Below are 1,061 nucleotides of genomic sequence, written 5' to 3' on the forward strand. Positions count from 1 at the left end.
TTATAATCCTATAACGGATCATTCAATTTTACTCTTAGGGGATAAAGGTGCTGGAAAAACTACTGTCGCACTCAGACTTTGTATAGAACATGGATACCACCTTATAGGTAATGATCAAGTAATATTTGGCTTAGATTCTGGAATATTAGTAACTTGTGCAGGAACCTCATTCTTTAAAATTAGAAGAACAGCTGTTTTGTCAGATAAATTACTATTTAGACTGTTTAGTAAATATTTTAATCATCCATCACACTTCAATCAGGCAAGCTGGGATGATAAAATTTCAATTGACCCAGGAGAGTTAGGGATACGTACTTGTAATTTTTCTGTTGAAATTTCAGAAATTTATTACATAAAAGCAGACAAACAAGAAAAACAAATATGTCAATCAATTTGGAATGATAGTTTAGCCAGCTTATTTCTAAATGAAATATTGGGAAGACATATATCTGGACAAGTTGCATGTTTTCAATCAGATAAAGGAAAGTATTTTTCTGCTATGCCTTTAATAAATTATGAAAAAAATAATAGAGTACGTGAACAAATAGTAAAGAAAATTTTCACTAATAATAAATTATATAAAATTATTGCAGATTCTCCTGATAAATTAGCAAAAAAGATTTTAGAAAATGCTAGTGAAAACTCATATTACGAATGAATTGGGAATTGATGTGAATATATTGAAAAAGGAGTGGTAAATATGTTTGTGATAGGCATTCCAACCTTAAATGAGGCAGATAATATCAGTAGATTGGTTAAACAAATCGATGAGTATGCTGTAAATTTAGGGAAGGAAATTATTATTATTAATTCAGATAGTAATAGTACAGATGGAACACCTCAGATTTTTTTAGAAACAAAAACTTATAATACCAAAATTTCGATAGTATCAAAGCTAAAGGGAAAAGGTTATAACGTGAGAAATATTTTTGAATATACGATAAATAATTTTTCAAGTTTTTCAGGTTTGATTTTGATTGACGGGGACGTTGTCTCATTGGAAAAAATATGGCTAGAAAAAATGTTTATGTCAATTGAATCTGGTTATGATCTTATAATCC

General features: G+C 28.9%; 2 protein-coding genes. Both read left to right on the forward strand.

The window, feature by feature from the left end; all coding sequences use genetic code 11:
* On the forward strand, window positions 1-658 hold a 658-nt coding region (locus tag D8872_RS10650), incomplete at its 5' end, for a phosphoenolpyruvate carboxykinase (ATP) (protein WP_125390883.1).
* Between the two features lie 42 nt (window positions 659-700).
* Window positions 701-1,061: glycosyltransferase (locus D8872_RS10655; RefSeq protein ID WP_125390884.1), on the forward strand; the 361-nt coding region annotated here is incomplete at its 3' end.

Source organism: Streptococcus cristatus (assembly GCF_003943815.1).
GTDB classification, from domain to species: domain Bacteria; phylum Bacillota; class Bacilli; order Lactobacillales; family Streptococcaceae; genus Streptococcus; species Streptococcus cristatus_F.